18 protein-coding genes and 1 tRNA gene are annotated in these 24,204 nt (G+C 61.8%); 4 read left to right on the top strand and 15 right to left on the bottom strand.

Translation table 11 applies throughout. The annotated features are described in order from the left end of the window. The 7 genes from DXC79_RS07805 to DXC79_RS07775 form a co-directional block, all read right to left on the bottom strand. Positions 1 to 665: dTDP-glucose 4,6-dehydratase (locus tag DXC79_RS07805; RefSeq protein ID WP_117635765.1), on the bottom strand; the 665-nt coding region annotated here is incomplete at its 3' end. Between the two features lie 19 nt (positions 666 to 684). Continuing rightward, on the bottom strand, positions 685 to 1,584 hold the full coding sequence (gene rfbA / locus DXC79_RS07800) for a glucose-1-phosphate thymidylyltransferase RfbA (protein ID WP_117635764.1): 900 nt from the start codon (positions 1,582 to 1,584) through the stop codon (positions 685 to 687). Between the two features lie 3 nt (positions 1,585 to 1,587). Further along, entirely contained in the window at positions 1,588 to 2,457 is an 870-nt protein-coding gene (locus tag DXC79_RS07795) for a glycosyltransferase family 2 protein (RefSeq protein ID WP_117635763.1), read from the bottom strand. Continuing rightward, entirely contained in the window at positions 2,458 to 3,171 is a 714-nt protein-coding gene (locus DXC79_RS07790) for a sugar transferase (RefSeq protein WP_147327488.1), read from the bottom strand. A gap of 72 nt (positions 3,172 to 3,243) precedes the next feature. Beyond that, on the bottom strand, positions 3,244 to 3,834 hold the full coding sequence (locus tag DXC79_RS07785; protein WP_117635761.1) for a hypothetical protein: 591 nt from the start codon (positions 3,832 to 3,834) through the stop codon (positions 3,244 to 3,246). A 325-nt stretch (positions 3,835 to 4,159) separates the two neighbouring features. Further along, on the bottom strand, positions 4,160 to 5,923 hold the full coding sequence (gene thrS, locus DXC79_RS07780; protein WP_117635760.1) for a threonine--tRNA ligase: 1,764 nt from the start codon (positions 5,921 to 5,923) through the stop codon (positions 4,160 to 4,162). A 228-nt stretch (positions 5,924 to 6,151) separates the two neighbouring features. Beyond that, positions 6,152 to 6,583, bottom strand: coding sequence for a zinc ribbon domain-containing protein (locus DXC79_RS07775; protein ID WP_055251579.1), 432 nt, complete (start codon positions 6,581 to 6,583; stop codon positions 6,152 to 6,154). Positions 6,584 to 7,068: 485 nt separating this feature from the next. On the opposite strand from DXC79_RS07775, the gene DXC79_RS07770 reads away from it, so the two are divergent. The 4 genes from DXC79_RS07770 (at position 7,069) to DXC79_RS07755 (ending at position 11,527) form a co-directional block, all read left to right on the top strand. Further along, the gene (locus tag DXC79_RS07770; RefSeq protein WP_117635759.1) at positions 7,069 to 8,523 is read left to right on the top strand and encodes an NAD(P)/FAD-dependent oxidoreductase; all 1,455 of its coding nucleotides are present in this window, start codon (positions 7,069 to 7,071) and stop codon (positions 8,521 to 8,523) included. Positions 8,524 to 8,539: 16 nt separating this feature from the next. Next, the gene (locus DXC79_RS07765; protein ID WP_370445760.1) at positions 8,540 to 9,889 is read left to right on the top strand and encodes an NAD(P)/FAD-dependent oxidoreductase; all 1,350 of its coding nucleotides are present in this window, start codon (positions 8,540 to 8,542) and stop codon (positions 9,887 to 9,889) included. Between the two features lie 4 nt (positions 9,890 to 9,893). Continuing rightward, a complete protein-coding gene (locus tag DXC79_RS07760; RefSeq protein WP_117635757.1) occupies positions 9,894 to 10,286 on the top strand; it encodes a DUF1667 domain-containing protein in 393 nt (130 codons plus the stop codon). 152 nt (positions 10,287 to 10,438) lie between these two features. Beyond that, a complete protein-coding gene (locus tag DXC79_RS07755) occupies positions 10,439 to 11,527 on the top strand; it encodes a Xaa-Pro peptidase family protein (protein WP_117635756.1) in 1,089 nt (362 codons plus the stop codon). A gap of 349 nt (positions 11,528 to 11,876) precedes the next feature. On the opposite strand, the gene DXC79_RS07750 is transcribed toward DXC79_RS07755, so the two are convergent. The 8 genes from DXC79_RS07750 to DXC79_RS07715 all read right to left on the bottom strand — a co-directional run bounded on the left by DXC79_RS07750 (position 11,877) and on the right by DXC79_RS07715 (position 24,073). Next, complete coding sequence (locus tag DXC79_RS07750) at positions 11,877 to 13,220, bottom strand: folylpolyglutamate synthase/dihydrofolate synthase family protein (RefSeq protein WP_117635755.1); 1,344 nt, start codon at positions 13,218 to 13,220, stop codon at positions 11,877 to 11,879. 278 nt (positions 13,221 to 13,498) lie between these two features. After that, complete coding sequence (locus tag DXC79_RS07745) at positions 13,499 to 16,195, bottom strand: valine--tRNA ligase (protein WP_117635754.1); 2,697 nt, start codon at positions 16,193 to 16,195, stop codon at positions 13,499 to 13,501. A gap of 340 nt (positions 16,196 to 16,535) precedes the next feature. Continuing rightward, positions 16,536 to 17,942, bottom strand: a complete 1,407-nt coding sequence (gene clpX / locus DXC79_RS07740) for an ATP-dependent Clp protease ATP-binding subunit ClpX (RefSeq protein WP_117635753.1) — start codon at positions 17,940 to 17,942, stop codon at positions 16,536 to 16,538. Between the two features lies 1 nt (position 17,943). Beyond that, positions 17,944 to 18,564 carry an ATP-dependent Clp protease proteolytic subunit gene (locus DXC79_RS07735; protein WP_022095182.1) on the bottom strand — a complete coding sequence of 207 codons (621 nt, stop codon included), beginning with the start codon at positions 18,562 to 18,564 and terminating at the stop codon, positions 17,944 to 17,946. Positions 18,565 to 18,725: 161 nt separating this feature from the next. After that, positions 18,726 to 20,027 carry a trigger factor gene (tig, locus tag DXC79_RS07730; RefSeq protein WP_233503072.1) on the bottom strand — a complete coding sequence of 434 codons (1,302 nt, stop codon included), beginning with the start codon at positions 20,025 to 20,027 and terminating at the stop codon, positions 18,726 to 18,728. An 88-nt stretch (positions 20,028 to 20,115) separates the two neighbouring features. Beyond that, positions 20,116 to 20,199: transfer RNA gene (locus DXC79_RS07725), tRNA-Leu, on the bottom strand. Positions 20,200 to 20,339: 140 nt separating this feature from the next. Further along, complete coding sequence (locus DXC79_RS07720) at positions 20,340 to 23,171, bottom strand: molybdopterin cofactor-binding domain-containing protein (protein ID WP_117635751.1); 2,832 nt, start codon at positions 23,169 to 23,171, stop codon at positions 20,340 to 20,342. Next, positions 23,171 to 24,073, bottom strand: coding sequence for a xanthine dehydrogenase family protein subunit M (locus tag DXC79_RS07715; RefSeq protein ID WP_199408674.1), 903 nt, complete (start codon positions 24,071 to 24,073; stop codon positions 23,171 to 23,173). The genes DXC79_RS07720 and DXC79_RS07715 overlap by 1 nt, the downstream gene beginning before the upstream one ends. Between the last annotated feature and the right edge of the window lie 131 nt (positions 24,074 to 24,204).

Genomic DNA, 24,204 nt, shown 5'->3' with positions numbered 1-24,204 from the left:
CAGTCGCGGACGTTCTCGCCGCGGCCGTAGAGCTTGGGGCGGACGCCGTCGACGATGTTCGAGATCTGCCTGGGGATGAACTTCTCCACGTGCTGGTAGGGGCCGTAGTTGTTGGAGCAGTTGGAGATCGTGGTGCGCAGGCCGTAGGTGCGGGTCCAGGCGCGCACGAGCATGTCGGAGCTGGCCTTGGTGCTCGAGTACGGGCTGCTCGGGTGGTACGGCGTCTCCTCGGTGAACTTGGCGGGGTCGTCGAGCGCCAGGTCGCCGTAGACCTCGTCGGTGGAGACGTGGTGATAGCGGACGCCGTATTTGCGGACGGCCTCCAGCAGGCGGAAGGTGCCCTCCACGTTGGTGCGCAGGAACGGCTCCGGGTCGGCGATGGAGTTGTCGTTGTGGCTCTCTGCGGCGTAGTGCACGATCGCGTCGTGGCCCGGCACCAGCCTGTCCAGCAGCTCCGCATCGCAGATGTCGCCCACGACGAGCTCCACGCGGTCGGAGGGAAGCCCGGCGATGTTCTCGGGGTTGCCGGCGTAGGTAAGCTTGTCCAGGACGGTCACGTGGACGTCCGGGTGGTTGTCCACCACGTAGTGCACGAAGTTGCTGCCGATGAAGCCGCAGCCGCCCGTGACGATGATGTTCTTGGGGGAGAACGTCTCCTCTGCCATGTTAGTATCTCCTCAATTCCTAGTACTCGCGCGGGCTGTTGACGATCTCGCCGGCGGCGACCTTCTTGAGGTGCTGCCCGTAGACCGACTTGCCGTAGGCCGCGGCCGCCTCCTCCAGCCGCGCCGTGTCGATCCAGCCGTTCTCCCAGGCGATCTCCTCGGGGACGGACACCGGCAGGTCCTGGGAGTGCTCCACGGCGCGGACGAACTCCGCGGCCTCGTGCAGGCTCTCCATGGTGCCGGTGTCGAGCCACGCGTACCCGCGGCCCAGGGTGACCACGGACAGCGTCCCCTCCTCCAGGTACATCTGGTTGAGCGTGGTGATCTCGAGCTCCCCGCGGGCCGAGGGCTTGACCTCATGCGCCTTGGCGGCCACGTCGCCCGGGTAGAAGTAGAGCCCCGTGACGGCGTAGGAGCTCTTGGGGCGCTCGGGCTTCTCCTCGATGGAGACGGCACGGCCCTCGCGGTCGAACTCGACGACGCCGAAGCGCTCGGGGTCGTCCACGTGGTAGCCGAAGACCGTGGCGCGGCCCGACTCGGCGTTCTGGACGGCGCGCGTCAGGTGGCGCGACAGGCCGTTGCCGTAGAAGATGTTGTCGCCGAGCACCAGCGCGCAGGGCTCGCCGCCGATGAACTCCTCGCCGATGGTGAAGGCCTGCGCCAGGCCGTCCGGCGAGGGCTGCTCGGCGTAGGACAGGTTGACGCCGTAGCGCGAGCCGTCCCCGAGCAGGCGCTCGAAGTTGGGCAGGTCGGTCGGCGTGGAGATGACCAGGATGTCCCGGATGCCCGCCAGCATGAGGGTGGACAGCGGGTAGTAGATCATGGGCTTGTCGTAGACCGGCAGCAGCTGCTTGGAGGTCACGAGCGTGAGCGGGTACAGGCGCGTGCCGGAACCGCCGGCGAGGATGATGCCTTTCATTGGCTATAACCTTTCATTTCTTGCTGCCCTGCGGCCAGCGCGATTTCCGAGAAGGCGGGCGCAGCAATCGACTCCGAAAGCAACGAACTCGCCAAGATTTCCCTCTCGTAGAAGTTGCGACGAAACCATCTTGGCGAGCCGGCTTCCTTCACCAATCTCACTTGCATGCATGAGTTCGTCTGCATGCGTTTCGAGAAAGAAACCGACGGCACGGTTGCGGGCAAACTGTTGGGAAGGCGTCAAGTTATGCGAGTGATAGACCTCGGCACGCGGCTCGTAAGCGACCTTCATTCCTGAGGCGATAAACCTGGCGGCCATAAGCATGTCCTCGTTGGTGTTGACATGATCGAATCCACCGCATTCGAGATATGCGGTCCGTCGATAGGCAGAACAGGTGTCAGATGCAAAAAAAGTCTTAATACCGAGTTTCTCGAGATCACATTTGGAACGAACGGACGGCCGGTCGGGATAGTTGAAACCACGCACCAGCTGTTCAAAACGTCGGGCATCCGCCTTAGGCAGCTGCCTGCCGCTTACGAGAGCGATATCGGAATCATCAAGCATGGGAGCAACAAGCCGCTCCAGGTAATCATCAGAAACAGGCACAGCATCTTGGGTAAGGAAGCATACAAAGTCACCCCTCGACTCCCTTAGTGCCATGTCTCTTGTGGTGCCGTGGTTGAAATCCTGGCGATCAATCTTCAGAAGGCGGACTCTTTTGTGCTGCCGGACCAGCTCTATAGTTTTATCTTCCGAAGCGGAATCAACGATAAGGATATCAACCGGCTGAATAGACTGGTGTTCGAGGGCAATTAAAAGCCCATCGATTTCATGCTCAGCATTAAGAGTCGGAATGATGACGGATATTTCCATCTATCGGCCCGTCCTCTCCTTGCCAAACATGGCGCCGAAAGTGCCAGCAAAACACTTCCAATCCATTCGGAAACAACGGTTCCGCACGTAATGCAATTCGATTTTTTGGCGCAGACCGCTTTCAAATGACGCATCGTTGCGATCCGTCGCCTGCCATAACCCGGTAATTCCAGGTTGAACCGAAAGAAATACAACCTTATCCTCATCAGAAAAATGCATTTCGAGTTCATCACGCGTAATGGGACGAGGACCGATAACGGATAAATCACCATTTAAAACATTAAGAAACTGCGGCATCTCATCGATAGAGCACTTACGAATAAACTGCCCGACCTTAGTGATGCGCGGATCGTTATCGACCTTGCGCTCAATTTCCCACTGATGCAGCTGCTCAAAATTTAAATACTTCTGAACATTGCCAGCATCGGCAACCATGCTGCGCAGCTTAAAGATCTTAATGACCTTGCCATTTTTGCCAATTCGTTCCTGGGTGTACAAGGGACTACCCGGAGACTCTAGACAAATCAGGACGCACACAAGACCCACTGGAATGAATAAAATAGCGATTGCCATAAGACTAAACACAAGGTCAAACAGCCTCTTGACGATGCGATACCCAAGTGTACCGCTCGGCTTTATCTGATTGAAAGCCAGCGCACCAACCGTTGATGTACAACTCTCTGTTACTTCTTTAGCAGCCACAATAAAACTCACGTTCCTGTCCCCAGGAACCCCTCCCCATCTATGAATCCAAAAACCAAATGATTTGCCGGTACAACGTCTCCCTTACGTTTTGCTGGGAACGTCGAGCGGTAGCAGCTCCCTAAAACCGGAGTCGCCACCACCCACGTCTACCAGGCACCAGCGCTTATGACGGTCGATCTTCTTTACACGGGCCTCTTGCCCCACCAAGGGCCCTTGCTCTATGTGCAACACGCCGTCTTCTATGCGCGCAACGCTGTTGCGCACCACGCCGTCGTCGTCCAGAACACTGCGGTACCAATCTTGCGCATCGTCCGGCATGGGCATGTACGCCCGCTCCCTACTGCCGGCGATGCGACAACCAAAGCTCAATTGGGCAAGGGCCCTATCGAGCGTGGCGGCATCGTGCGTGGCGACGAAGAAGTATTCCTTGTACATAGGTTTGGTTTGGAGCGACCAAGAGCCGTCCCGCTTAAACCAGAACTCCTTTTGCATTACAAAAGCGTCCTGCATAAGGTTGTGCGGGATAATGCGGCGGACCTTTTCGCAGGTCTCGCGCTCTTTTCCATTGGGGGTGTGGACCAGATACCAGCGAACGCGGCCGTGCTGGCTACTGGTGGTGACGCCGTTAAATGCGCCCGGCAGCTGCTCTTGGCGCCGTGCCGTCTGTTCCATGTTCTCGCCCCCTTCTCTTGCTTTGCGATGCACGCAAATGCAGGGGCGTTTAGAACAGGCTTCTCGCTCGCAGCTAGGCGCAGTCGCAAAAGTACAGGTTTTTGTATCTTTCGACATAGGCAATTATACGAGCAATTAATCAACGATTGCCCAGATTACGCAAAATGTCCTGTCGGTAGATACATCTCCATAGCCCTCTACAAAAACCTGTACCTTTTTGTGCAACAAAAAAAGCCGCTCAACCAGCGGCTTTTCTTATTTCGGCATGAAAAAGGCGACCGCCCTCTGTGGACGGTCGCCTTTGTTAATTGTTGTGAAGTTTGCCTTAGGCGCGAGTCTTGATCTCCTCGGTCACCTTCGCAACAAACTCGTCAACGCTCATCTGAACGGTCTCATTGGAGCGATCGCGGACGGAGATGTTGCCGGCCTCGACCTCCTTCTCGCCCAAGATGAGCATATAGGGCACGCGGTCGATACTGCGGGCCTCGCGGATCTTGTAGCCGATCTTCTCATCGCGGTCGTCACAGACCACACGAATGCCGGCCTCCTCCAGCTTGGCGCACACCTCGTGGGCGTAGTCGCGGCTCTTCTCCGAGACGGGAAGCGCCTTGACCTGCACGGGGGCCAGCCAGGTGGGGAATTTGCCCGCAAAGTGCTCAATCAGAATACCGATAAAGCGCTCGATGGAGCCAAAGCACACGCGATGCAGCATGATGGGGCGCTTCTTGGTACCGTCGGCGTCCACGTACTCCAGGTCAAAGTTGAGCGGCATCTGGAAGTCGAGCTGGACGGTGCCACACTGCCAGGTACGGCCGAGCGAATCCTCCAGATGGAAGTCGATCTTGGGGCCGTAGAAGGCGCCGTCGCCCTCGTTGACCTCGTAGTCCATGCCCAGCTTCTCCAGAGCGGTGCGCAGGCCCTCCTCGGCGCGAGCCCAGTCCTCGTCGGAACCCATGGAGTCCTCGGGGCGGGTGGAAAGCTCAACGTGGTACTTAAAGCCAAACTTCTGGTACACGGAGTCGATCAGGTTGACCACGCCCACGATCTCGTCGGTCAACTGGTCGGGACGCACAAACAGGTGGGCGTCGTCCTGGTTAAAGCAGCGCACGCGGAACAGGCCGTGCAGGGCGCCGCGCAGCTCGTGGCGGTGCACCAGGCCAATCTCGCCGGCGCGAATGGGCAGCTCGCGGTAGGAGTGCGGCTTGGAGGCGTACACCAGCACGCCGCCCGGGCAGTTCATGGGCTTAATGCAGTACTCTTCGTCGTCGATGACGGTGGAGTACATGTTGTCCTTGTAGTGGTCCCAGTGGCCCGAAGTCTTCCACAGCTGCTTGTTCATGATGAGCGGCGTGGAGATCTCCACGTAGCCGGCCTTGTGGTGAATCTCGCGCCAGTAGTCCAGCAGCGTGTTCTTAAGGATCATGCCGTTGGGCAGGAAGAACGGGAAGCCGGGGGCCTCGTCGCGCATCATAAAGAGGTCCATCTCGCGGCCGATCTTGCGGTGGTCGCGCTTCTTGGCCTCCTCAAGCATGTGCATGTGCTCGTCGAGCTCTTCCTTGGTGGCAAAGGCGACGCCGTTGATGCGGGTGAGCATCTTGTTGTCCTTGTCGCCCTTCCAGTAGGCACCCGAGACGCCGGTGAGCTTAAAGGCCTTCAGCGCCTTGGTGTAGCAGATGTGGGGGCCGACGCACATGTCGATGTAGTCGCCCTGCTGGTAGAAGGTGATGCGGGCGTCGTCGTCCAGGTCGCCGATGTGCTCGACCTTATACTTCTCGCCGCGCTCCTCCATAAGGGCGATGGCCTCGGCGCGGGGCTTCTCGTACACGGTGAACTTGAGGTTCTCCTTGACAATCTTCTTCATCTCGGCCTCGATCGCGGGGAAGTCGTCCTCGCTGATCTTGACGCCCTCGGGCAGGTCGACGTCGTAGTAGAAGCCGTTGTCAGTCGCGGGGCCGTATGCAAAGTCGGCCTGGGGGTACAGGCGCTTGATGGCCTGCGCCATGATGTGCGCGGCGGAGTGGCGGATGACGTGCGTGACCTCGTCCTGCGGGAGCTCGGCCACCGAACCGTCATTGTAGAGTGCCTTCATGGGTATATTTTCTCCTCTCGGATGCCTGATGCAAGTGCGCGCGATGCGCTAGTCGTTTTAACTTGCATCATTATAGGCAGGTTGCCTTGGTATACAAGCGCCCGCCGCACCTTAATGGCACGGCGGGCGATTTTCTACGCATGCTTCATCGTGTGGGGCGGGTTGCGCGTGTGGCTTGCGCGGGACGCGCGGTGCCCGTGGCTTGCGACCGGCCCGGCGATGGATGCGTTACTGGATGCGAGTTCGGCAGTAGGGGCAGACCTTCCAGTGCGCATCGAGCGGGCGATGGCAGCTGGGGCATACGTTGCGAACCTGGGTATCGCACACCGGGCAGACGACGAAGTCCTTCTCGATGGGCGCGCCGCACTGCGGGCAGGTGCCGTACTGGGCAAGCTGGCGCTCGCGCAGAGCCATGTCCAGCTCCTGCTCCTCGCGGTCGGAGGCGTAGGAGTGCGGACGCAGGACCAGGTAGGCAATGAGGCCCACAAACGGGATGAGGGCGATGATGCCCCATGCCACGTAGGCGCTGGCGCCGCGGCGGCGAGCGTCGATGAACACATAGACGACCGACAGCACGTACAGGGCGATGATAAAGCCAACGAAGGCATAGACGACGCCCATAAGCTGCGGCGACATGAGCTCGGAGATGTACTTGGACATTACGGGTACCTTTCGGAATATTTACAGTACGGTCAAGTTTACCACGGGGTTTGTTTATATGGGACTACGGCTAGGGACGGGGCTGGTGCGGACACAAACATCTCAATCTGTAACAGGTGGAGGCGAAATCCGGGTCTAGGTGTTACAGATCGAGACACAGGGGTCCCTCCCCGACTTCAATCTCGATCTGTAACATCTTGGGCCCCAAAACCCCTCTTACTGTTACAAATCAAGACATTCAAAATCCGCCGAAAGGTTTGTCTCGATCTGTAACATCTGGAACCCAAATCCTCGTCTAATTGTTACAGATGGAGACGAACGGTTGCCTTAGTTGTCGACAGACGAGGTTGTCGACGTTACTGAGTCTCCCCTCTCCTGCCGTTGGCGGGTGTTGCGGGGCTGTTCGCCGCATTGCCGCCGCACTGGGGGTGTGCAGACCGTAGGATAGTCTTATTGACAGCCTGTCAACTTATCTGGGAGGCACTGTGGCAGAAACGTTTGATATCGCAATTGTTGGCGCGGGCATTACCGGGTGCGCCATCGCGAGGCGGCTCGCGCGGTTTGACCTGTCCATTTGCGTAGTCGAGGCGGCTAACGATATTGCGCTGGGCGCGTCGAAGGCCAACGGCGGCCTGGTGCACGCTGGCTACGATCCGGCGCCGGGCACCGTAAAGGCACAGGTCAACGCCCGTGGCTGCGAGCTATATGGCGCGTGGGCCCAGGAGCTGGGCTTTCTGTTCTGCCGCACCGGGTCGATGGTGTTGGGCTTTAACGACGAGGACCGCGCGCATCTGGAAAAGCTGCGCCAGAATGGCCTGGCGAACGGCGTGCCCGAGCTGGCGATTATAGGCCCCGAGCGCATCCACGAGCTGGAGCCGCGCGCGAGTGCCCAGGCCACGTGCGCGCTTTGGTGCCCCTCGACGGGCTTTGTCGACCCGTTTGAGGTTGCCATCGCCGCGCTGGAGAACGCCGTGGCCAACGGGGTGACGTTTATGCGGTCAGCGCCGGTGGAAGCGATTGAAGTCGCGGACTCGGGCGACGACGCGCGCTTTACGTTGGCGACGCCCGCCGGCGACGTGCGCTGTCGCTATCTAATCAACGCCGCAGGCAACGGCGCCGCGCACCTCTCGCATATGGCGGGCGCCGAGAAGTTCCAGATGGTCTGGCGCCAGGGCAACATCGTGGTACTGGACAAGGAGCCGCGCACGCTCATGCCGCTCTACCCCGTTCCGACGCCAGTGTCCAAGGGCGTTATCGTTACGGGCACCGTGCATGGCAACACCGTGATTACCGCGACCGCTGCCGTGCGTGAGCCGGGCGACACACAGACCTATGCGAGCGATGTGAACGCGCTGCTGACCGGCGCGCGCAAGCTGGTGCCCGATCTGGATACGCGCCGCGTGGTGCGCGCATTTGCCGGTGGGCGTCCGGTCATTCAGGGAACCAACGACTTCTTTATTGGGCAGTCGGCCGTGTTGCCGGGGCTGTTTCAGGCGGCGGGCATTCAGTCGCCAGGCGTGGCGAGCGCGCCGGCCATTGCCGAGCGTATGGAGCACGTGATGCGCGAGGCGGGCGTTGCTTTGCGCGAACGGGCCGATTGGGATCCGATTCGCCGCGCACCGGACGACTTCGACCGTGCGCCGCTTGCGCGCAAGGAGGAGCTCATTGAGTCTGACCCCGCGTGGGGGCAGATAGTCTGCCGCTGCGAGACGGTGCCCGAGGCCGAGATCGTGGCCGCGATTCGGCGCCGTCCGGGTGCGGTTTCGGTCGAGGGCGTCAAACGCCGCTGCCGCGCGGGCATGGGTCGGTGCCAAAGTGGCTTTTGCCAGAGCCGTGTGGTGGCAATCCTAGCGCGCGAGCTGGGCTGCGACCCCAGCGAGGTATTACTGGAGGACGCCGGATCCTGGTTGGTTGAGGGACCGCTGAAGGGGGTGCGCTAGGATGGCGACGCTTGATATGCGCGACGAACGCGCGGAGGCCGGAGCCGTAGCGTCGGTAGTAACGCAGGCCTTCGACGTGGTCGTTATCGGCGGCGGACCTGCCGGCATGGCGGCCGCGCTTTCCGCGCATAAGGCCGGCGCGCACGTGGCCATCGTGGAGCGCGAGCAGCATCTGGGTGGCATCCTGCGACAGTGCATTCATCCGGGCTTTGGACTGTCGCACTTTAAGCAGGAACTCACCGGTCCCGAGTACGCGCAGCGCTTTATCGACCAGGTGCGCGCGACCAACATTGCGCTGTTCTTGGACAGCATGGTGATAGGGGTTGATTCGGGCGAGTCCGCGGAAGACGCCGCGGTCCACACCGTCACGCTCATGAGCCCCACCGGTATGCTGCAGCTCATCGGGCGCGCGGTCGTCCTTGCCATGGGTTGCCGCGAGCGCACGCGCAGCGAGATCAAGATCCCCGGCAGCCGACCCGCCGGCGTGTTTACGGCCGGCCTAGCGCAGCGATACATCAATATCGAGAACCTCAAACCCGGCTCGCGCGCCGTCATTTTGGGCTCGGGCGACATCGGGCTGATCATGGCGCGCCGCTGCACGCTCGAGGGGATTTCGGTCGAGGGTGTGTACGAGCTCATGCCGTACGCCAACGGCCTGCGTCGCAATGTTAAGAACTGCCTGGAAGACTTTGGCATTCCACTGCATCTGTCTACCACGGTCACGCGTGTGATCGGGCACGATCGTGTGGAGGCTGTCGAGGTAAGCCAGGTCGACGAGCATCTTGCACCCATTCCGGGAACCGAGCGCATCGTTCCATGCGACACGCTACTGCTTTCGGTGGGCCTGTTTCCCGAGAACGAGCTTTCGGTTGCCGCGGGCGTCGAGCTGGACCCACGTACGCGCGGCGCCGTGGTGGACCAGAGCCTGCAGACGGGCGTGCCGGGCATATTTGCCTGCGGCAACGTGCTGCACGTGCACGACCTGGCCGACAACGTGACGACCGAGTCCGAACGTGCCGGTGCGGCTGCGGCGGCGTGGGCGTTGGGGGCTGTCGGCACCGCGGCGGGAGTGGCGGGCGCGGGCTGCCAGCTCACGGTCTCCCCCGCTGGCATCGCAGGCTACGCACTGCCGGGACGCATCACGGCCGTCGGGCTCACTAAGCTCAACTTCCGCGTACGTCGGCCGGTCGATGCTGCCCGCGTGCGCATTCTGGCAGGCAACGAGGAACTGTTTGCAGGCAAGGTTCGCCCGTTTAAACCGAGCGTCATGGAAAGCTTCCCGCTACCGGCAAAGGTGATTCAGCGCGCGCTCGACCTGGGTGTTAACGAGATTGTCCTGTCCGTCGATCCCGTTGAAGAGGCGTAGAGTCATGAGCGCGAACGCGATCGAAACGCTGCAGTTCAACTGCACCACCTGCCCATCCGAGTGCCTCCTGACCGTGGAGGTCGAGCGCAGCGCAGACGGCGCCGTGGTAGAGGTGCGCTCCGTAACCGGCAACAGCTGCCCGCGCGGTGATAAGTTTGCACATCAGGAGCTCACCTGCCCCATGCGCGTGCTTACCACGACCGTGGCCGTATCCGGCGGCGACGAGGCGCTGCTGCCCGTGCGCACGGGCGAAGCCATCCCGCTGGAGCTTCACGCCCAAGCTATGGACCTCATCCGCGGCGTGGTCGTCGAGGCCCCCATCCGCATGGGCGACATCGTTCTGAAGAACCTCCTCAACACCAACATCGACCTCATCGCCAGCATGGACATCGAGTAGCTAATTTGGGACGGGGCTCTTTTAGCTGCTTTTGCCTGCACGCTTGCCAGGCTAGCCATGCCAAGGAGTGTCCCAAGGTGCCGGCATAAAAGGAACGTCCCTATGTGCCGGGCTTGGGATACCATGGTGGCACCATAGTGAAAGGATGTTTCATGGCACATGTCGATGACCAGCGTGTGGCACGCGTGCTCGATGCGCTCGAGGCTCAGCACCCCGGCGCGCAGCTGCTCGTAAACGACCCGTGGTCGATCTATTACCTGACCGGCTTTTATGCCGATATGTTCGAGCGTTTTTGCGGCGTGCTGCTCGCGCGCGATGCCGAGCCGGTGATCTTAGTCAACGCCCTGCATCAGCTGCCCGAGTACGACAATGCCCGCGTGGCCTACCACAACGACACCGACGTCGTGACCGACGCCATCGCTCGCGAGGTCAATCCATCCAAGCCCCTCGGCATCGATACCGTAATGCGCTCCGGCTTTTTGCTGCCCCTTATGGATCGTTACGCCGCAAGCGAGTTCTTCCTGGGCGACTTTGCCGTCACCGCAGCACGCACCCACAAGGATGCCGCCGAGCAGGAGCTCATGCGCGTGTCCTCAGCCGCTAACGACGCCGTGATGTCCGACGCCATCAAGCTCGTTCACGAGGGCGTGACGGAGCGCGAAATTGCCGACCAGATGCTCGGCCTGTACCGCAAGCACGACTGCGAGGGCTTTAGCTTTCCGCCCATCGTGAGCTTTGGCGCCAACGCCGGAGACCCGCATCACGAGCCCGACGACACCGTACTCAAGCGCGGCGATGTGGTGCTGTTCGACATAGGCGGACGTCGCCGCAACTACTGCTCGGACATGACGCGCACGTTCTTTTGGGGCGAGCCGGACGAGGAGACCGCACGCATCTACGACATCGTGAGCCGCGCCAACGAGGCCGCCGAGGCGCTCATCGCACCGGGTGTGCGCATGTGCGACCTGGACCGCGCCGCACGCGACGTTATTGAGGATGCGGGCTACGGCAAGTACTTTACGCACCGCCTGGGCCACTCGATCGGTCTGCAGGACCACGAGCCTGGTGACGTTTCGCTCGTCAACGAGCAGGTCGTAGAGCCGGGCATGACGTTCTCTATCGAACCAGGCATCTACCTCCCCGGCCACACCGGCGTCCGCATCGAGGACCTGGCCCTGGTGACCGAGTCCGGCGTCGAGATTCTGAACGCCTACCCCCACGATCCAGTCCGCCTAGACTAGGCAATGCGGCAAAGGGGCTGTCCCTTTGCCGCATCACATGAATGCCGCCACAAAAACGGCCTATCTACTACGTTTAGCCCGCGTGGGTCGACCATACCCGTGTTTTCGCAAAACTGGCAAGCCCTTTACCTGCGGTTTTGATTTCGCAATTCTCGGTATGGTCGAGGGTTACCGGTCAAACGTAGTAAATAGGCCCATTTCGTGGCGAGCAAGTCAACTCGAGGCGCAGGGCAGCCAAAAAAGCCCCGTCCCAAATTGACTGCTTTTGAGTTGCGGTGATATACGGACCGTTTGAGGCTTCTGGCTTGTAAAACAGTCCGTATTTCACCGCAACTGATGAGGGGATGGGTTAACGGAGCAGCCCCGCTACTTCGCCGGCTAGGGTGATGGTACCGGCTGCTACGAAAGGCTCGCCCGCGGCATCGAAAGCCGCGAGGGCCTCGGATACGCTGGGGTACACGCCCGCGAGCTTGTCGGCGTCCACCAGGGAGGCAAGCTCCTGTGCGGGCAAGGCGCGATCGGAATCGGTCTGGGTTACGACCACGCGGGGGAACGCCGGAACCAGAACGTCAACGATACCCGCCACGTCCTTATCGGCCAGCGCGGCGCACAGCAGCGTGGAGCGATTCTCTACGCACGAATCGATCTCGTCCAGTGCGCTCACAAAGTTCTCGCAGCTCTGAGGGTTATGACAGGCGTCGATCAGCTTGAGCGGATTGGTTCCCAACACATCAAAGCGACCCGGCGTGGGGCAGCCCATAAGCGACGCATCGAGCTTGTCATGATCGAGCTCGCGACCCAGATACCCCTCGCACAGCATAATCGCGCACGCGGCATTCTGCGGCTGATACGCCGGCTTGACCATGCTAGACGTATAGATCGCACGCGGCGTGGTGCAGCTAAACTCAACCGTGTCGCCCACATGTGCCGGCACCTTGGTCGTGGCATGGTTCACCACCAGCGGCACTATGCCGCACTCGCGACAACGTGCATCCATCACGCGCTGAACGCTCGCCTCGTGCGTACCCTCGCCCAAAACAACCAGGCGTCCAGGCTTAATAACCGCAGCCTTCTCCCCCGCAATGGCCTCGAGCGTATCGCCCAAAATGCGTGTGTGATCGAGCCCAATGCCCGTAATGGCAACGGCGACGGGATCGGTCGCACTCGTGGCGTCCCAGCGTCCGCCCATGCCGACCTCGAGCACGGCAATATCCACCGCGGCCTCGGCAAACACGACAAGTGCGGCAGCCGTCAGCAGGTCAAACGGCGTAATGGAATAGGCGCGCTCCCCCGCCGCCACACGACGGGCATTCACGCGATGTCCCGCCTCAACAGCAGCAGAAACACCACGGGCAAAGGCCTCATCGCTCACGACGCGTCCATCGACCTCCATACGCTCGGGATAGCGCACCAGCTGCGGCGACGTATACAGCGCGGTCTTGAGTCCCTCGCCGCGAAGGATGGCAGCCGAAAATCGCGTGGTCGAAGTCTTGCCATTGGTACCGGCAACCTGAATGCAATCAAAGTACTCGTCCGGACGCCCCAACTCATCGAGCATATCGACAACCGTCTCGAGCAGAGGCCCAGCATCCCCAGAAATCCGCCCTGTATCAGCAGCTAGCCCCACAGCCTCATCAAACGAAAGCAAATCAAACGAGAACGGTACAGAATACGACCCCGAACGTTTAGGCATAAACCAAAGTCCCCTCAACATAAAAAGAGGCCCGTAAGCAACAACGAGCCCCTCCCATTCAAAATATCAGCCAAACACCGCTTTGCAGCAGAATCAAGGCTACAACACAGCGGTCCTAACAGGCAGATGCAAGCAACCACGTAACCGCCATGGGAGCGGTTTGGGGCTTTGCTCGATACAAGTTCCGCACGAGCCGAAGGCCACTTAATGTGGCCTTCGTGCGAGCAGGACTGTCCGCAGTAGCGAGCAATGCCCCAAACCGCGTCCCCCAGTACCGCCTACGAGAAGTCAGCAACCTGAGCAGTCAGCGCCGCCAGGATCTCCTTGAGCTCAGCTGCACGGTCCCTCTTCTTCTGGACCACCGCGGGCGCGGCCTTGGCCACAAAGCCCTCGTTGGCGAGCGTCTTCTCGCAGCCGGCGAGCTCCTTCTGGGCCGCGGCAATCTCTTTCTCCAGGCGCGCCTTCTCGGCCGAAAGGTCAACCTTGCCCTCGAGAACCACAAAGACCTCGACGCCGCTGTCGACCACGGCAATGCTCGCAGCCGGCTTCTCAACGTCGGTACCCATAACCAGCGAAGCGGTGTTCGCCAGCGGCTCAATCGTGGAGCGCAGGCTCTCGAGCTTCTCGATATCCTCGGCGCCGGCGCGCACGACAACGTCGAGCTCGGCCTTGGGGCTTAAGCGATAACGCGAACGGGTGGCACGGGCGGCAGACACGACGGCACGGCACAGCTCAAACGCGCGCTCGGCGGGCTCGTCGACGTACTTGGCGTAGTCGGCGGGCTCGGGCCACTTGGCGATCATGAGCGCCTCGGCGCGGTCAACGTTGCCCTCGGCATCCAAGTCAAGCACGCTGGCCGGCATGTTGTCCCAGATCTCCTCGGTGACAAACGGCATAAGCGGGTGCATCAGGCGAATCGAGGTGTCGAGCACAAAGATCAGGTTGCGCTGAGCCTGCAGACGGCCCTCGCCCTTCAGACGGGCCTTGGTGACCTCGACGTACCAGTCGCAGACCTCGTTCCAGAAGAACTGCTGCACGCCGCGCGCCATGTCGCCAAAGGTGTAGTTCTCGATGCCCTCGGTGACCATCTTCACGGCATTGGCAAGGCGGCTGAACATCCAGGCGTCAGCCGGCGTCTCCACGACGGGTTCGCCGGGCGTGTAGCCCTCCATGTTCATGAGCAGGAAGCGGCTGGCGTTCCAGATCTTGGTCACAAAGCTCTTGGCCTGGTCGGTACGCGGGCTGTCGATAAGCTTCTTGGTCTTCTTGTCGATGTTCGCGTCGAACTTGACGTCCTGGTTGTTGGTGCACAGCGTGAGCAAGTTGAAGCGCATGGCGTCGGCGCCGTACATGCCAATGAGGTCCATGGGGTCAACGCCGTTGCCCTTGGACTTGGACATGCGGCTGCCGTCCTTGGCCAGGATCGTCGGGTAGATGACGACGTCCTTAAACGGCACCTCGTCCAAGAAATACAGCGAGCTCATGACCATGCGGGCGACCCACAGCGCGATGATGTCGCGCGCGGTGACGAGCGCCGTCGTGGGGTGATGGCCCTCGAGCAGCTCCGGCTTTTGCGGCCAGCCCTGCGTGGCGAAGGTCCACAGCTGCGAGCTGAACCAGGTGTCCAGCACGTTCTCGTCCTGATGCACGTGATGGCCGCCGCACTTGGGGCACACGTCGGTGTCCTCGGTAAGGGCGTCCTCCCAGCCACAGTCCTCGCAGTAGAACACGGGGATGCGGTGGCCCCACCACAGCTGACGGCTGATGCACCAGTCCTTAAGGTTCTCCATCCAGGTGGTGTAGGTCTGCGTCCAGCGCGCGGGGTGGAAGGTGACCTTGCCGGAGTTGACGGCGTCGAGCGCCGGCCCCTTGAGCTTGTCGACGGCCACAAACCACTGCTCGGACAGCCACGGCTCCAGGGCGGAGTCGCAACGGTAGCAGTGCATGACGGAGTGGTCGAGCTCTTCGACGTGGTCGAGCAGACCGTGCTCGTCGAACCACTTGACGACAGCCTCGCGGCACTCATCGCGGTTCATGCCGGTAAACTCGCCGTAGCCCTCGACGACCACCGCGTGCTCGTCGAAGATGTTGATCTGCGGCAGGTCGTGAGCCTGACCCATGGCGTAGTCGTTGGGGTCGTGGGCAGGGGTGACCTTGACGAAGCCGGAGCCAAAGTTGGCGTCGACATGCCAATCCTCAAAGATAGGAATCTCACGGTCGACGATGGGGAGCTTAACGGTCTTGCCCACGAAGGCGGCCTTCTCGGGATCCTTCGGGGAGACGGCGACGCCCGTGTCACCAAGCATGGTCTCAGGGCGCGTGGTGGCGACGACGATGTAGTCCTGGCCGTTGACCGGCTCAGTCAGCGGGTAGCGCAGGTGCCACAGGTGGCCCTTCTCGTCCTTGTACTCGGCCTCGTCGTCCGAGATAGCGGTGGTGCAGTTGGGGCACCAGTTGACGATGCGCTTGCCACGATAGATCAGGCCGTCGTGGTACCAGTCGCAAAAGACCTTGCGCACGGCCTGGGCATAGTCCTCGTCCATGGTGAAGCGCTCGTTGTCGAAGTCGACGGAGCAGCCCATACGCTTGATCTGCTCGACGATGATGCCGCCGTACTCGTGGGTCCAGTCCCAGCAGGCGTCGACAAACTTGTCGCGGCCAATCTCCAGGCGGCTGATGCCCTCGCTCTTGAGCTTCTTGTCGACCTTGGTCTGCGTGGCGATACCGGCGTGGTCGGTACCGAGCACCCAGCGCGTGGACTTGCCACGCATGCGGGCCATGCGGATGATGGCGTCCTGGATGGAGTCGTCGGTGGCGTGGCCCATGTGGAGCTTGCCGGTCACGTTGGGAGGCGGAATGGTGACGGTGCAGTCGCCCACGCCCTCGCGGCGCTTGTAGTAGCCGCCGTCGAGCCACTTCTGCAGGATCGCCGGCTCGTTGGTCGACGGATCGTAGTTCTTGGGCATTTCTTCCATATATCTCTCCCTGTCCCGCCGGGGAGGAATGTAGGCCCGATTTTCGCTCGGTCAGGTCCTGGGCTCGCTCGAAGACCACATTAAGTGGTCTTCGGCTCGTGCGGAATCTACGAAAATCGGGCCTACATTCCTCCCCTTAGGTATCGATTACTTCAGTCTGAAGGTACTAGCTAAACAATCTCACAGAATAGCACAGGCATACCTACCAAAAAGGGACAGGTTTATTTTGGCAGGTTTTATCAGGCAGAATAACGTTTGCCCATATAAAACCGACCAAAATAAACCTGTCCCTAAATGGCAGGTCCCGCAGTGGTTGCCGCGGGACCTAAACGGGCGCTATTTACCCATAGATGCGCTGGGGCTGCTCTTCGCCCTTTACGGAGGCTTCGGTCACGATGACCTTGACTACACCCTCCTCGCTGGGCAGATCGAACATCGTCTGCTGCAGCACGTCCTCGCAAATGGAGCGCAGGCCACGGGCGCCGGTCTTGCGGGCGAGCGCCATGCGGGCGATCTCGTGCAGGGCCGCGTCCTCAAACTCAAGCTCAACGTCCTCGAGCTGGAACATCTTACGGTACTGGCGCACCACGGCGTTCTTGGGCTCGGTCAGGATCGACACCAGGTCGTCCTCGTCGAGCGCCTGCGTCTGGGTCACGACGGGCGTACGGCCCACGAACTCTGGGATCATGCCAAAGGCGTTGAGGTCCTGCGGGAGCACCTGACGCAGCAGGTCGTTCTCGTCGACCGAGGTGGGGCCGGCGATCTCGGAGTTGAAGCCCACGCCCTTGTTGCCCACGCGGTCGGCGATGATCTTGTCCAGGCCCACAAAGGCACCGCCGCAGATGAACAGGATGTTGGTCGTGTCGATCTGGAGCAGTTCCTGCTGGGGATGCTTGCGGCCGCCGGTGGGCGGAACGCTTGCCACCGTGCCCTCAAGAATCTTAAGCAGCGCCTGCTGAACACCCTCGCCCGAGACATCGCGGGTAATGGAGAGGTTCTCAGCCTTGCGGGCAATCTTGTCGATCTCGTCAACGTAGATGATGCCAACCTGTGCGCGCTCAATGTCGCCATCGGCAGCATTAATGAGCTTGAGTAGGATGTTCTCCACGTCCTCGCCCACATAGCCGGCCTCGGTGAGCGCGGTGGCATCGGCGATAGCAAACGGCACCTCAAGAATGCGCGCGAGCGTCTGGGCCAGCAGGGTCTTACCGGTACCGGTGGGACCGAGCAGCAGGATGTTGGACTTGGCGAGCTCTACCTCGTCCATATCGTCATCGAACTGCGAGCCCATGTCGTCATCAAAGGCAGACACCGCAGCGCCGCCCTCAATCACGCGGCGATAGTGGTTGTACACGGCCACCGACATGGCGCGCTTGGCGTCCTCCTGACCCATAACATAGGCCGAAAGCTCGTCATAGATCTCGTGCGGCGTCGGCACGTGCGTGATGACCTGGCGATCGTCCTCGAGCTCAAAACCCTCGGTCTCGGGGTCCGCGGCGGGCTGGGATGCAGCCTGGCCGTGGTCGTTGAGGAAGCCCGGCAGCTTGCCGTTGCGGGCAGCGTCCATAAAGTCCGAAGCCAGCGACTCCTCCAGGATCTCGGAGCAGGCGGCAACGCACTCGTCGCAGATAAAGATGTTGGTCGGACCCTTTACAAGGCGGCGAACCTGCCCCTGCTCTTTTCCGCAGAAGGAGCAGCGGATGGGGTTGCCATTCTCGTCAAAGTTGTCCTGCATGTTTCCTGCCATCCTAGGCGTCCTTCGCGGCAAGATCGCGCGAGGTGACGATACGGTCGATCAGGCCGTAGTCGAGGGCCTCGGCAGCGGTCAGGTAGTTGTCGCGCTCGGTGTCGGCCTGGACCTTCTCGATCGGCTGGCCCGAGGCATCGGACAGGATCTGGTTGAGCTCGCGGCGGGTCTTCTTGATCTCCTCAGCCACAATCTCGATCTCGGTCTGCTGACCCTGGGCACCGCCGCTGGGCTGGTGAATCATGACCTTGGAGTGCGGCAGGCAGAAGCGCTTGCCCTTGGCGCCGGCCGAAAGCAGCACGGCAGCCATAGACGCGGCCATACCGACGCAGATGGTGGAGACCTGCGGCTTGATGAAGTTCATGGTGTCAAGAATCGCCAGGCCAGAGTAAACCTCGCCACCGGGCGAATTGATGTAGAGCGAGATATCCTTCTCGGCATCCTGGCTCTCAAGATGCAGCAGCTGGGCAACGACCAGGTTGGCGCTGACGGAGTTGATCTCCTCGCCCAAGAAGATGATGCGGTCGTTGAGCAGGCGCGAATAGATATCGTAGCTGCGCTCGCCGCGCGGCGTCTGCTCGATAACGTATGGCACGAGGGCGGAATCGAACTTAGCGATCATACGCATCTCCATTTCTCTTGCGGACCAAATTGGTTCTAGATAAACGTACGGTGCCCGCATGCTATGCATTGGCTGGCACCGTACGAAGCAACCGGATAACCGGTGTAGAACTTTACCCCATCACGGGCACATACATGCGCTCGCGTGCAAGGTGGCGAGAATTACTCGGCGTCCTTGGCGGTCTCGTCGACCTCAGTCACCTTGGCGTTCTCGACCAGGTGATCGACGGCCTTGGAGCGACGGATGGACTCGCGGACGGCAGGCATGCGGCCATCGGCGATGAACTCGGCCTTGGAAGCCTCGACGTCCTTGACGCCAGCCTTCTCGAACTCGGCGTTGATGTCGTCCTCGGTGACCTCAATCTTGAGCTCACGGGCGAGGGCGTCGAGCGCCAGGGACTCACGGGCAACGTCGTTGGCCTGCTTGTGCAGGTCGCCGATGAACTGCTCCATGGTCAGGCCGGAAGCGGGCAGCCAGGTGTCCAGCGTCATGCCGCGGGCAGCGAGGTTGGACAGGAAGTTCTGGCCAAGCTCCTCAAAGACGGACTGCTCGTAGTCGGCGTCCATCTCGTCGAGCTGCAGGCGCTCGGCGAGAGCGGAGACGCAACGGTTCTCCTTCTCGGCCGGAAGGCGGGAAGCCTTGTCCTGCTCGATCTCGATCTTGATGGCGTCGCGCATAGCGTCGATGCTGTCGAAGCCAAAGTCAGACTTGACGAGCTCGTCGGTGAGCTCGGGGGTGTTGCGGACCTTGATGCCCTTGACGGTGACCTCGACGGTGTGGGTCTCGGCCTCCTCGCCCTCCTCGGCCTCGTCGGTCCAGGTGACGGACTTGACGTCGTCAACGTTGGCGCCGATCAGAGCCTCGTTGAACTCGGCGGGGTTGCTGTCGCTACCGGCGATGAGCATACGGCCCTCGGCGGCAAAGTTGTCGGCGTTCTCGACGGCCTTGAGGTCGACGGTGACGTAGTCCTCGGCCTCGACGGCGCGACCCTCAACGTCCTCGAAGGCGGCACGGTAGTTGAGGAGCATCTCGACCTGGTTGTTGATCTCGGACTCGGTGACCTCCGCAGGGGGCATCTCGATCTCGACAGCGTCGAAGGAGGAGAGCTCAGCGGCGGGACGCAGGGAGAACTCGACGGTGTAGGTGTAGTCCTCGTGATCCTTAGCGAGGTCGAGGTCCTTGTAGTCACCGTTCTTGGTGGGGACGATGTCCAGCTCGTTGAGGACGGCGGGCTCGTTGGCGGCGATCAGGTCGTTGGTGGCCTGAGCGAGGGTAGCCTCGGCGCCAAGAGCAGAGTCGATAACCGGACGGGGAGCCTTACCGGCGCGGAAGCCCGGGAAGCGGTACTTCTTGGCGGTGTCCTTGTAAGCCTTCTTGATCGCGGCGTCGACGTCGGCGGCCGGGATGGTGACCGTAGCGGTGAGCTTGGCGTCCTTGACGTCAGAAGCGGTGATGTTCAACACGTTCCTCCTCATACTGCCCAGCTTATCTGAGGTGCTGGTACCTTTATGCAACAAAGAGTCGCGACGGCCAGGGCCGACGCAGATGCGTTGGTGCGGGCGAAAGGACTCGAACCTTCACGGGAATCCCACCAGAACCTAAATCTGGCGCGTCTACCAATTCCGCCACGCCCGCATGAGCGCACAGACTAGGAATGATAGCAGATACGAGCGACAAGCGCACGCACACGTTTTACAGGCTCACGACCTCACCACGAGTGCAAAAGGCGGGTCGAGTTGCCCCGCCCCGCCAATTACGACTTGTTCGCCGACCCGCTACTCCCCCAGCAGGGCCTTCTCGGGCGTGATCGGCAGCGAGCGAACCTGATGGCCGGTGGCGTGTGCGACGGCCGAAGCCACGGCGGCGAGCGGCGTGTTGATGACGACCTCGCCGATCGACTTGGCGCCAAACGGACCCGTCGGCTCGTAGCTCGGCTCAAAGGCCACGCGAATGCTGCCGATGTCCAGGCGCGTGGGCAGCTTGTAGCTCATAAAGTTGCCGGTGCGCAGGCGGCCGCGATCGTCGTGCTCAACAATCTCGTAGAGCGCGTGGCCGATACCCTGGGCAATGCCGCCCTCGGCCTGGACGCGCGCGAGTGCCTCGTTGATCACGGTGCCGCAATCCACAGCCGCCGCGTAGTCCACCACGGTCACCTTGCCGGTGGCCTTGTCGACCTCGACCTCGGCAATGCCGGCCATAAACGGCGGGGGCGAAACGGGCAGGCAGGCAGAGGCGTGCGAGGTGAGCGCGTCGCCGCCCGCGATGTTCTTGACGCACAGGTTGGCAAAGTCGCGCAGCGTGAGGTAGCGGCCGCGCTCACGAGCGGCACGCTCGTCGGACAGACGCACGTACTGGCCATCAAAGACCACGTCGGCGGCGTCCACGTCCCACATCTGGGCGGCCTTGACGCAAATCTTCTCGCGCAGCTCGGTCGCGGCGTTCTTGGCGGCAAGGCCCGTCACGTACGTGCCCGAGCTCGCGTACGAGCCGGCGTCGAACGGCGACACGTCGGTGTCCACACCGCGCACCACGATAAGCGAGCTCTCCACGCCCAGCTCCTCGGCGGCAATCTGCGCCAGGATGGTGTCGACACCCATGCCGTTATCGGTGGCGCCGGTGCCGATGGTAATGAAGCCGTCCTCTTCCAGGCGCATGTCGATACCGGCGATATCCACGTTGGAAATGCCAGAGCCCTGCATGGTGAGCGCACAGCCCAGAGCACGCACACGGTCGCCCAGGTCGACGGCCAGCGGCTTGTCGCGCCAACCGATCATGTCCATCGCGCGCAGCAGGCAGCGGTCGAGCGCGCAGGCGTTGAGCTTCTCGTTGTAGTACTGCGGCATGATCTCGCCCTCGCGCACGATGTTCTTAAGGCGCAGGTCGGCGGGGTCCATGTGCAGCATGTCGGCGAGCTCGTTGACGGCGCTCTCCACGGCAAACTGGCCCTGGGTGGCACCGTAGCCGCGATACGCGCCGCCGCGGTTGGTATTGGTGTAGACGGCGTCCCAGCTAAAGCGGCTCGCCTTCACGTGGTTGTAGATGGGTAGGCTCTTGTGGCCCGACAGGCCGATCGTCGTGGTAGCGTGCTCGCCGTACGCACCGGCGTTGGACAGCGTATGCAGATCGATGGCCGTGATGGTGCCGTCGTTCATGGCACCCAGCTTAACAGTCATCTGCATCTGGTGGCGCGAGTTGCCCGCGGTGATGGTCTCCTCGCGGGTGTAGCAGCAGTAGCTCGAACGGCCGGTCTGCTGGGTCACGAACGCAACGAAAATCTCGCAGCAGCCCGTCTGCTTGGAGCCAAAGCCGCCGCCGATGCGCGGCTTAATGACCTGCACCTGCGACTGCGGAATGTCGAGCGACTGCGCGACCATGCGGCGCACGTGGAAGGGCACCTGCGTAGAGGTGGTCACCGAGATGCGGCCGAACGCGTCGGTCGTCGCGAAGGCGCGGAAGGTCTCCATGGGCGCGGTCTGCGTGGCCTGGCTGGTATAGGTGCGCTCAAAGACGATGTCGCTCTGGGCGAAGGCCTCGTCAAGATCGCCAAAGTCGCTCGTGCCGCTGCACACCAGGTTGCGTGGGACGTCGCCGCCCTGCGGGAACATAAAGGTCACGTCGCCCTCGGGGTGGACCACGATGTCGTTATCGAGCGCCTGGGTAAAGTCGAGCAGCGGCTCGAGCACCTCGTAGTCGACCTTGATGAGCTTAAGTGCCTTGTCGGCGGCCTCCTCGGTCTCGGCGGCGACGATCGCCACCTCCTCGTTTTGGTAACGGACGAGGTTCTCGAGAATCAGGCGGTCGTAGGGACTCGGCTGCGGATAGCTCTGGCCGGCGATGGTAAAGCGGCGCTTGGGCACGTCCTCGTAGGTGTAGACGCCAACCACGCCGGGCACCTTCAGGGCGCGCGACGTGTCGATGGAGCGGATCTTGGCGCGGGCATACGGGCTGCGCTTGAGCTTGACGATCAGGGCGCCGGCGGGCACCAGGTCGCCCGTGTAGACCGGACGGCCCTCGAGCAGGGCCTTCGAGTCCTTCTTGGGCTGCTTGTGGGTGATCTGCTTGTAGGAGACGCCGTCGCAGCTGGTGTCGTTGACCGGCAGCTCGGGCATCTCAAAGCCCACCTGCACGCCGGACTCGTTGAGAAAGCGCACGATGGCGCGCAGCTGGCTCTCGTAGCCGCTGCAGCGGCAAAGATTGCCGGCGAGCTGGCGCGACAGCTCCTCGCGCGTGGCGACAAGGCTCGGGTCCTCCTTGGCGGCGCGGGCAAGCGCCAGCACGTTCATGATAAGGCCGGGGGCGCAAAAACCGCACTGCTCGGCGCCTTCGGCAGCCATCGCGCGGGCAAGCGCCTCGGACTCGGCCTTGAGGCCCTCAAGCGTGGTGATGGTGTGGCCCTCAACACGGGCGGCGGGAACCGAGCAGCTCAGCACCGGGTCGCCGTCGAGCCACACCGTACACAGACCGCAGTTGGTGGTTTCGCAAGCACAGCGCACCGACGCGCAACCCTGCTCACGCAAAAGCGAAAAGAGCATGGTGTCGGGGGCAATCTGAACCTTGACCTTGCGGCCGTTGAGCGTAAAGGAAAGATCGATGAGTTTGGCAGCCATTAGCGCACCTCGCTAGAATCGACGCCGGGCACGCGGCGGCAGGAATACTCGTCCGTGGCGAACTTGGGAATCTGCACGCCCTCGAGCTCGTGCGCAAGCGCGGCCGAAAGCTCGATGCCGGCGGCGCGGCGCACGGCCTGGACGGCGAGCGGGGCCGAGATGCGACGGCGGTAGTCGGCCGAGCCCCACAGGTTGGTTCCGTAGCTCAGGGCACGCACGGATGCAGCAAGGGCGCGAAGCTCGTCCTCGGAAGGCTGCTCGCTGGAAAGGCCACATGCCTCGCCCTGCAGCAGGGTCGCGCGCAACGGGCGGGCGCCCACGGTGACGTGCCAGGAGCCGTCCCACCATGCGGCGGTGACGTTCAGCGAGGGGAAATCGGTCGCGGCCTTGCGCACGGCCTCGTAGCTCGCACGGTAATCGTGCTTGACGACTACGACATGCTCGATAACGTCGCGCACGTAGCCCATCCGCACGAACTCCGCGAGCGACACGCGGCCGGCACCCGTCAGCTCAACATAGGAATCGAGCGCGAGGAACGCCGAGAGAACGTCCGAGAAGCCAAAGCGGCCGTAGATGCTGCCGCCCACCGTGGCGGTATTGCGCAGTTGCACGCCCACGATATCGTGAACGGCGAACTCGAAGACATTGTTGACAAGCGCGTTGAGCCCGGCATGGCGCTCGAGCTGGCGCAGGGTGCACATGGCACCGATGCGAAACTCGGTCTCGGTCTCCTCGATCTGATCGAGTCCGCAGGCCGAAAGGTCAATCGCCGTCGCCACACGACGCGAACCCAGACGCATCCAGATGCCGCCGCCCACAATCTTGTTGTTGCGGTTCTTCTGCAGGAGCTCATAGGCTTCGGCCGCGTTTCCAACACGGACGTAGGTACCGAACTTGAGCACGTTCTCCCCCATCTCTTCACTTGTCCAGTACCTTTAAGTGTACCAAACGAGGGGGCACAGCTCATGTCGGGACAAAATGAACCGTTTTCCTCCGTCGCATGCGGATCAAAAAAGGCTCCCAGCCAAGATGA

This window comes from Collinsella sp. TF08-11AT (assembly GCF_003437035.1).
Taxonomy (GTDB): Bacteria; Actinomycetota; Coriobacteriia; order Coriobacteriales; family Coriobacteriaceae; genus Collinsella.
The sequence above is the reverse complement of the archived record's forward strand: the minus strand, read 5'-3'. Positions and strand labels throughout refer to the sequence as shown.

Bases quoted from the DNA above. Each gene is read 5' to 3' on its own strand.
- DXC79_RS07760 (WP_117635757.1), top strand. From the start codon at position 9,894: ATGAGCGCGAACGCGATCGAAACGCTGCAGTTCAACTGCACCACCTGC.
- DXC79_RS07795 (WP_117635763.1), bottom strand. From the start codon at position 2,457: ATGGAAATATCCGTCATCATTCCGACTCTTAATGCTGAGCATGAAATC.
- DXC79_RS07720 (WP_117635751.1), bottom strand. From the start codon at position 23,171: ATGGCTGCCAAACTCATCGATCTTTCCTTTACGCTCAACGGCCGCAAG.
- DXC79_RS07750 (WP_117635755.1), bottom strand. From the start codon at position 13,220: ATGCCTAAACGTTCGGGGTCGTATTCTGTACCGTTCTCGTTTGATTTG.
- clpX (WP_117635753.1), bottom strand. From the start codon at position 17,942: ATGGCAGGAAACATGCAGGACAACTTTGACGAGAATGGCAACCCCATC.
- DXC79_RS07755 (WP_117635756.1), top strand. From the start codon at position 10,439: ATGGCACATGTCGATGACCAGCGTGTGGCACGCGTGCTCGATGCGCTC.
- thrS (WP_117635760.1), bottom strand. From the start codon at position 5,923: ATGAAGGCACTCTACAATGACGGTTCGGTGGCCGAGCTCCCGCAGGAC.
- rfbA (WP_117635764.1), bottom strand. From the start codon at position 1,584: ATGAAAGGCATCATCCTCGCCGGCGGTTCCGGCACGCGCCTGTACCCG.
- DXC79_RS07765 (WP_370445760.1), top strand. From the start codon at position 8,540: ATGCGCGACGAACGCGCGGAGGCCGGAGCCGTAGCGTCGGTAGTAACG.
- DXC79_RS07775 (WP_055251579.1), bottom strand. From the start codon at position 6,583: ATGTCCAAGTACATCTCCGAGCTCATGTCGCCGCAGCTTATGGGCGTC.
- DXC79_RS07785 (WP_117635761.1), bottom strand. From the start codon at position 3,834: ATGGAACAGACGGCACGGCGCCAAGAGCAGCTGCCGGGCGCATTTAAC.
- DXC79_RS07735 (WP_022095182.1), bottom strand. From the start codon at position 18,564: ATGATCGCTAAGTTCGATTCCGCCCTCGTGCCATACGTTATCGAGCAG.
- DXC79_RS07745 (WP_117635754.1), bottom strand. From the start codon at position 16,195: ATGGAAGAAATGCCCAAGAACTACGATCCGTCGACCAACGAGCCGGCG.